This is a genomic window from Leisingera sp. (genome assembly GCF_034669605.1).
GTDB lineage: Bacteria > Pseudomonadota > Alphaproteobacteria > Rhodobacterales > Rhodobacteraceae > Leisingera.
Window position 1 is genome coordinate 1 of the sequence record NZ_JAXMOX010000208.1, and the last position, 7,727, is coordinate 7,727.

General features: G+C 68.5%; 5 protein-coding genes. All 5 read left to right on the forward strand.

Features of this window, described 5'->3' with window-relative positions:
* Positions 1-830: helix-turn-helix transcriptional regulator (locus VOI29_RS20305; RefSeq protein WP_323782996.1), on the forward strand; the 830-nt coding region annotated here is incomplete at its 5' end.
* Positions 827-1,534 carry a hypothetical protein gene (locus VOI29_RS20310; RefSeq protein ID WP_323782999.1) on the forward strand — a complete coding sequence of 236 codons (708 nt, stop codon included), beginning with the start codon at positions 827-829 and terminating at the stop codon, positions 1,532-1,534. The genes VOI29_RS20305 and VOI29_RS20310, both read left to right, overlap by 4 nt.
* Before the next feature lie 181 nt (positions 1,535-1,715).
* Positions 1,716-4,148 carry a calcium-binding protein gene (locus VOI29_RS20315; protein ID WP_323783002.1) on the forward strand — a complete coding sequence of 811 codons (2,433 nt, stop codon included), beginning with the start codon at positions 1,716-1,718 and terminating at the stop codon, positions 4,146-4,148.
* Between the two features lie 154 nt (positions 4,149-4,302).
* Positions 4,303-6,075, forward strand: a complete 1,773-nt coding sequence (locus VOI29_RS20320; RefSeq protein ID WP_323783005.1) for a type I secretion system permease/ATPase — start codon at positions 4,303-4,305, stop codon at positions 6,073-6,075.
* Entirely contained in the window at positions 6,072-7,490 is a 1,419-nt protein-coding gene (locus tag VOI29_RS20325) for an HlyD family type I secretion periplasmic adaptor subunit (protein ID WP_323783008.1), read from the forward strand. The genes VOI29_RS20320 and VOI29_RS20325 overlap by 4 nt, the downstream gene beginning before the upstream one ends.
* Positions 7,491-7,727 lie beyond the last annotated feature (237 nt).

Consider the following 7,727-nt stretch of genomic DNA (forward strand, 5'->3'; position numbering starts at 1 on the left):
CGGCCCGGCTGCCGGATGCCGGGCCGGCCGCAGATCTGGCCGCCGATCTGGCCGCGGGCCGCGGCTGGACCCTGTTTTCCTGCAGTTTCGAGGACGGCAGCGAGGATCTGATTGCGCTGAAACTGGAAGACGGCCCGCATGACGCCCATTGCGGCGACATCCTGCAGGCGATCTGGCCGGTGCTGCGCGAGGATGCCTTGCGCGAACTGGCCGGCGAGACCCAGGCGGCGGTGACCAGCGCGCTGTTGTGGACGATTTCCAAAAAGACCGACAGTGCGGTGCTGGTGCTGGATACCGAGGGCAGGCTGCTGCATTGCAATGAAGCGGGGCGCGACATGCTGGACGGCGGCGATCTGCTCAGCGACGGCACCGGCCGCCTCAGCTGCGCCAGCCCGGGCGAGACCGCGGGGTTTTATGCGGCGGTGGCCGAATGCGCCCGCTCGCGCCGCGGCGGCTCCGGCCAGCAGCCGCGCGAGCTGATCCTGTTCCTGGAGGACCGCCGCAGCGGCATGCGGCTGCCGGTGTCGCTGACCCGCTACCGCTGCGCCGGCGCCGACATGCCGCTGGTGGTGGCGATCCTGCCGCGCCAGCCCGACCGCACCCGGATCGAGATGCTGGCCCAGAAAATGGGGCTGTCGCCGTCGGAGGCGCGGGTGGCGGCGCTGATCCAGCTGGGGCTCTCCAACCGCGAGGCAGCGCATATCGCGGGCCTTAAGGAGCAGACCTTCAACACCTATGCCAAGCGGGTGCTGGCCAAGCTGCAGTCGGGGGGCCGCGCCGAGATGGCGCAGCGGCTGACCTGGCAGGCCTCATTGGGGAGAGCGTCATGAACAAGCTGACGCTTGACGCGCCCGTGCAGGGCCCGCCCGCCCCGGCCGGCAGCCCGCGCCCCGCAGCGGCCGCGCAGGGCCCCTCTGCACAGGACCGGCCCGCGGCGGAACAGGCCAAACCGGAACAGGCCCCGGAACAACAGGCCCCGGCGCAGCAGAAAACCGCCGGCCCCGCCCCGGAAACCCGGACCGCCCAAGAGGCGCCTCAGCAGGCCAGGGCGGCCAGCCCCGGCCCAGCAGACAAACCGGCCCAGCCGCCGCGGCTGAGCGCGGCGGTGCTGGCGCAGATCGCCGCCGCCCTGCGCCAGGGCGGGCCCGATGGCACGCCGCTGGCGGCACAGGCGGATCTGGTGGCGCTGCACAAGCGCATCGCCGAGATGTTCACCACTCTGAACGAGGGGCTGGGCGCCCAGGCGGCGCAGAAGGCCGCCGCCGACCGCGCCGCCCTGAGTGCCCGCATCGACCAGCTCGAGGATGCGGTGAACCGGATGGAGGGGGCGCTCAGGATCGAGTTTGAGCCGGTGCTGAAATCGGCGCTGGCCGAGGCTTTGGCGCAGGCCGCGCCGCCGCCGCGCCGCCGCTGGCGGCTGGGACTGGCGGCAGCGCTTCTGGCCGCGGCGGCCCTGGCGGCCGGCGCCTGGTGGCACCTGCCGCTGCAGACGGCTGCGGCAGCGGCGGCGCAGATAATGGAAGGATGGCTCTAAACAGCTGATTTTGTCCCCATTTGGGGGCATCGCAGACCCGGCCTTTGCGCTGCAATACATCCAGAAGGCATAGTTTCGCCTTTTTGCCGAACCGCCTTGCGCGGCCGCGGCACCGGCGGGGGCAAGACCCGGGCAGCAGCTGCTGCCCTGCCCCGGACAGTTAATGAGGAGGACGTTTACCATGGGTATCGAAGACAGAACGCCAGACTGGGAAGTCTGCAATCCGGACTGCGACATCCGGTTCAGCGACAGGAAAACCGACCCGGATTACAATGACGGCACCACCGAAATCGGCGGCACCGACGGCAATGTGATCAACCTGAACGACCACGACGCCGGCGACAATGCCCGCGCCGGGGCTGGCGATGACGCGGTCTACGGCAACGAGCGCAACAACCGCATCGACGGCGAGAAGGGCCAGGATTATGTCGAAGGCCAGGACGGCGACGACGCGATCGAAGGCGGCACCGGCAATGACACCCTGTTCGGCGGCGATGCCGACGGCAAGGGCCATTATGAAACCGTGATCACCGGCTATGAAACCCGGGTCAACCCGGACACCTGGGAAGAATACCAGGTGCCCATCTACGGCAAGAAATACATCGATGACGGCGACGACTGGATCGACGGTGAAGAGGGCTGCGATTACATCGACGGCGAAACCGGCAATGACACCCTGCTGGGCGGCGAGGAAAGCGACAGCGTCTTCGGCGGCAAGGGCGACGACCACATCTTCGGCGACGATGCCGACGGCAACTACAGCTATGCCGACGGCGACCGCGGCGACTACCTCTATGGCGAGCTCGGCGACGACTGCATGGACGGCGAAGGCGGCGACGACTGGATGTGGGGCGACATGGGCCAGTCCGGCGAAACCAAATATGACGGCCATGACACCATGTACGGCCGCGACGGCGATGACCGGATGAACGGCCAGGGCGGCCACGACCGCATGGCAGGCGGCCTCGGCGACGACCTGGTGATCGGCGGCTCCGGCGATGACGAGATGTTCGGCGACGAACGCCAGTCGCAGAACGACGATCTTGATTTCGGCGCCGACAACGGCACCGGCAACAAGGACGAGCAGGTCGATGGCGACGACTGCATGCTGGGCGGCACTGGCAACGACACCATGGACGGCCAGGGCGGCGACGACACCATGTTCGGTGAAGACGACGACGACCTGATGCAGGGCGGCCGCGGCAACGACCTGATGGATGGCGGCGCAGGCCGCGATGACGTCAACGGCGGCGCCGGCCATGACACCATGCGCGGCGGCTCCAACAACGACGTGCTGGAAGGCGGCGCCCAGGGCGACCTGATCTTCGGCGACAGCGGCACCAACCTCGGCGCCGATGTCAATGGCTACCGGATCGACTGGGACTGCTGCGACGAGGACGAAGTGCCGACCGAGGCCTTGCAGGGCCATGAAGTCGACGGGCTGAAAGAAGTCGATTGCCCGGATTGCTACACCCCGGAAGACGAAGGTGAAGACGGCAATGACCGCATCCGCGGCGGCTCCGGCGACGACACCATGTTCGGCGAAGGCGGCAATGACGTCATCATCGGCGGCCGCGGTGCCGACTACGGCTATGGCGGCGACGGCGACGATATCCTCAAGGGCCGTAAGGGCGGCGACCTGCTGCACGGCAATGACGGCGACGATTGCCTCCACGGCGACGAAGGTCATGACCGGCTTTATGGCGATGCCGGCAATGACACCATCCGCGGCGGCGACGATTCCGACAAAGCCTGGGGCGGCGACGGCGACGACGTCGTCAAAGGCGATGCCGGCGACGACTTCCTCTATGGCAATGACGGCAACGACAAGGTCTGCGGCGGCGACGGCAATGATGTGGCCCATGGCGGCGACGGCAGGGACACCGTCAAAGGCAACAGCGGTGACGACTTCCTGGACGGCAATGACGGCAACGACAAAGTCGTCGGCGGCTCCGGCAAGGATGTGCTGCAGGGCGGCGACGGCAATGACGTCCTGAAAGGCGGCAGCGACCGTGACTGCCTCTATGGCGAGAACGGCAACGACTACCTGAATGGCGGCACCGGCGGCGACTTCCTCGACGGCGGCTTCGGCAACGACACGCTGCATGGCGGTGCCGGCGACTACAATGATTTCCTGAAAGGCGGCGCTGGCCGGGATAATCTGACCGGCGGCGACGGCAAGGATGTCTTCATCATCGACCTGAAATGGGATGGCGCCACCTTCTCGTCCAATGATGGCAATGACACCATCACCGACTTCGACATCGACCAGGACCACGATGTGCTGCTGTTCCGTGTCACCAATGTCGACGGCGGCCTCGGCACCTCGGCGCAGGATGCCTTCGGCGCCCTCGACGGCGGCGGCGCCACCGTCACCGACAACGGTACCGACACCAGCATCAGCGCTGGCGGCGCCACGGTGAACATCCTCGGCCTGACCGGCAACGAGGCGCCGTTCACCTCGCTGGGACAGGACGCCATCCCGATCGGCGGCGTCGGCATCAACGCGGTGACCACCGGCGATGCGGGCTCCTATGAAGCGATCCGGGTGCTGGCCTCTGACACCGGCTTTGACGACAGCTACGACAACATCTGGGGTCCCACAGCCGTCTGAGCCTTAGGAACGGCGGGCCCGGGGGCAACCCCGGGCCCGTCCAGCCCTGGTTCAGGACAGCGATTTGGTCCCCGGCCAAGGATTGCATCCTTGGACCAGGGCGCTGGTCTCCAGATTTTATAGCTTCAATTCGTGCAGCCGGGGGGCTACGACAATGAAGATAAGACGGGTTTTTGATGGTCAGCGGGGCGTGCTTGCCGCCATCTTCACGGCAAGCATTTTTGTAAACCTCCTTGTCCTGACAGCGCCGCTTTATATGCTGCAACTGTTTGCCCGGGTCATGGCCTCGGGCAGCATTCCAACCTTGATTGCTCTGACCACCGGCGCGGGCCTCGCGCTGGTGTTCTTTTTTCTGTTCGACATGATCCGCCAGCGCCTGGTGGCGCGGCTTGGCTCCCGGCTTGAGGCGCGGCTCAGCCCGCTGGTGCTGGACGGCATGATCAGCGGCCGGATGCCGCCTGCGCTGCGTCAGGCCGAACCGGTCCGCGACATTCAGGAGCTGCGCGGCTTTGTCACCAGCCCGGTGTTCCTGGCGCTGCTGGACGCGCCCTGGTCGGTGATCTTCCTGGCGCTGATCTTCCTGTTCAGCCCGGTGCTGGGGCTGGTGGCGCTGACCGGCATCGCGCTGCTGTTCACCCTGGGCCTGCTCAGCGAGATCATGGCCCGCAAACCCTTGGAGGAGGCCGGCAAACAGGCCTCTGAAACCAATGCCGCGGTGGCCGAGATGATGGCCAATGCCGGCCTGATCCATGCCATGGGCAAGACCGCGCCGCTGATCAAGCGCTGGCAGCTCAAGGCGTTTTCGGCGCTGGTGTTCAACACTTTGGCCACCGACCGGATGGCGCTGATGACCTCGCTGGCCAAGGCGGTGCGGATGGGGCTGCAGATCGCGGTGCTGGGCGTCGGCGTGGTGCTGGTGATCAACAACCAGCTGACACCGGGGCTGATGATTGCCTCCTCGATCCTACTGGGCCGCGCCGCGGCGCCGGTGGAACAGTCGATCGCCGGCTGGCGCGGCTTTCTGAAGGCGCGCAGCGCGCAGGCGCGGCTGAACATGTTCCTCGCCCATCTGGGCGCCGCGCCCGAGCGGCTGACCCTGCCCGAACCCGAAGGCCGGCTGTCGGTGGAAAACGCCACCGTGGTGCTGCCGGGGCGGCCCGATCCGCTGCTCCTGGACATCACCCTGGCGCTGAAGCCCGGCCAGTCGCTGGGGCTGATCGGCCCCTCCGGCGCCGGCAAGACCACATTGGCCCATGCGCTGGCAGGCTTGCAGCCCCTGGCGCGCGGCCATATCCGCATCGACGATGCCGCCCTCACCGACTGGGACCCGGCGCAGATCGGCCAGCACATCGGCTTCCTGCCGCAGCGGGTCGAGCTGTTCCAGGGCACGGTGGCGGAAAACATCGCCCTCCTCGACCCCGAGGCCCGGCCCTCGGATGTGGTGGCCGCGGCCAAGCTGGCGCAGGTGCATGAAATGATCCTGTCCCTGCCCGGCGGCTACAACGCCCCGGTCGGCCCGCGCGGCGAGTTCCTGTCGGCCGGCCAGCGCCAGCGCATCGGCCTGGCGCGCGCCTTTTTCGGCACCCGCAAGCTGATCATCCTGGATGAGCCCAACGCCAATCTCGACCCCGAGGGCGAAGAGGCCCTGGCCCGCGCCATCGAGGAAGCCTGCGCCCGCGGCGCCGCGGTGGTGGCGGTGACCCATAGGCTCAGCCTGTTGCGCCGGGTCAGCCATGCCGCCCTGTTGCAGGACGGCCGGATCGTCCGCTTCGGCGAGGCCCGCCAGGTGATCGAGGCGGCGCAGGCCCGGACCCAGGCCGCCCGGTCCCAGGACGACCCCAAGATCGCCCCCTTCCGCCACCGCAACGCGGAGGACAGCCCGGACAAGGGGGCAGCCGGCCCGCAAAGTGAAGGAGCAAGCGCATGAGCCTGGTGGAACATGAGGACCGCAGCCCGGCACCGCAGCCCGGCAGGGCCGCCGCCAGCAGCGGGTTCCGCGACCTGATGCCGGCCGGCGGCAGCCAGGATGTGCCGCTGCCGCAGCGCCCGCCGACCCGGGTGCGGCGGCTGGTGCTGTGGATGGCGGTCTGCGGCTTCGGCCTGTTCGGCGGGCTGGTGTTCTGGGCCGCCAAGGCGGAGCTGACCAGCGCGGTGGTGGCCTCCGGCGCCTTCAACGTGGCCGGCGACCGGCTGGCGGTGCAGCATCTGGAGGGCGGCATCCTGCGCGAGCTGAATGTGGCCGAGGGCGCCCGGGTGGCCAAGGGCCAGGTGGTGGCCCGGCTCGACGGCCGCCGCATCCAGGCGCAGCTGGCGATCCTGAACGGCCAGCTGGCCAGCCTCCTGGCGCAGCAGGCGCGGCTGCAGGCGGAACGCAAGGACAGCGACGTGCTGCAGCCGGGGCCGGAGCTGGCCCGGCTCACCGCCCAGGCGCCCGAGCTGGCGCAGCTGGTAGCGCTGCAGCAGGATCTGCTCACCTCCAACCGGGCGCTGTATCAGGGCCAGATGGACATCATCGAAGGCCGCGTCAGCCAGCTGGAGGATCAGCTGGAGGGCCGCGATGCCCGCATCCGCGCCACCGAGGAGCAGCTGGCGCTGGTGCAGGAGGAACTGGCCGACCTGACCGGGCTGCTTGAAAAGGGCCTGGTGCCGAAAACCCGCATCAGCCAGCGGCAGATGCAGCAAAGCGGCCTCTTGGGCACCCTCGGGGCGCTGGAAAGCGACCGCGGCAATGTGCTGGAGCGGATCGGCGAAACCGAAGAGCGGCGGCTGCAGGCCGGGCGCGACCGGGCGGCGCGGCTGGCGGCGCAAAGCCAGGACGTGCAGGAGCAGCTGCTGGACCTGCGCCAGCGCCTCGACGCCGCCTGGGACGTGGCCGAGCGCCAGGTCATCCGCGCGCCGCGCGATGGCCGGGTGGTGGGGCTCTCCATCAACACCCTGGGCCAGGTGGTCGATCCCGGCCAGACCATCCTGGAGCTGATGCCCGAGGATGCCGGCCTCTTGGTGGAAACACGGGTTGCGATCGCCGATATCGACGAGGTCTCGATGGGCAGCCAGGCGCGGGTGCAATTGACCGCCTACAGCTTCCGCAGCACGCCGCCGGTGCGCGGCGAGGTGGTGATGGTGGCGGCAGGCAGCAGCACCGACCTGGCCACCGGCGAATCCTATTACCCGGTGCATATCCGCATCCAGGACGCGGATCTGGCAGCCCTGCCCAATGTGAAGGCGCTGCCCGGCATGCCCGCCCAGGCGATGATCGAAACCGGCCGCCAGACGCTGGCCGATTACCTGATCAGCCCGGTGCTCTCCAGCATGTCGCAGGCCTTGAAGGAAGGCAGCGGCTGAGGCCGCGCCGCAAGGACGGCAGGCGGCGGCCCCGGGGGGAGGACCGCAGCCCCTCCGCGGGCCCGCTTCAGCCGCAAGGCTGAGGCGGGCCTGCTGATGTGCCGCCGCCCCCCTGCCCTCCCCTCAGCCCGCCGCACACAGCCCTTCCGGAAATAGGTCCGGTCCGGACCAAATGTTTCGCGCGCGAAACATTTGGTCAATAGTGCTGACCTTTTTGAGAAAACCGCATTCCGCCAG

Bases quoted from the DNA above. Each gene is read 5' to 3' on its own strand.
- VOI29_RS20325 (WP_323783008.1), top strand. From the start codon at position 6,072: ATGAGCCTGGTGGAACATGAGGACCGCAGCCCGGCACCGCAGCCCGGC.
- VOI29_RS20315 (WP_323783002.1), top strand. From the start codon at position 1,716: ATGGGTATCGAAGACAGAACGCCAGACTGGGAAGTCTGCAATCCGGAC.
- VOI29_RS20310 (WP_323782999.1), top strand. From the start codon at position 827: ATGAACAAGCTGACGCTTGACGCGCCCGTGCAGGGCCCGCCCGCCCCG.
- VOI29_RS20320 (WP_323783005.1), top strand. From the start codon at position 4,303: ATGAAGATAAGACGGGTTTTTGATGGTCAGCGGGGCGTGCTTGCCGCC.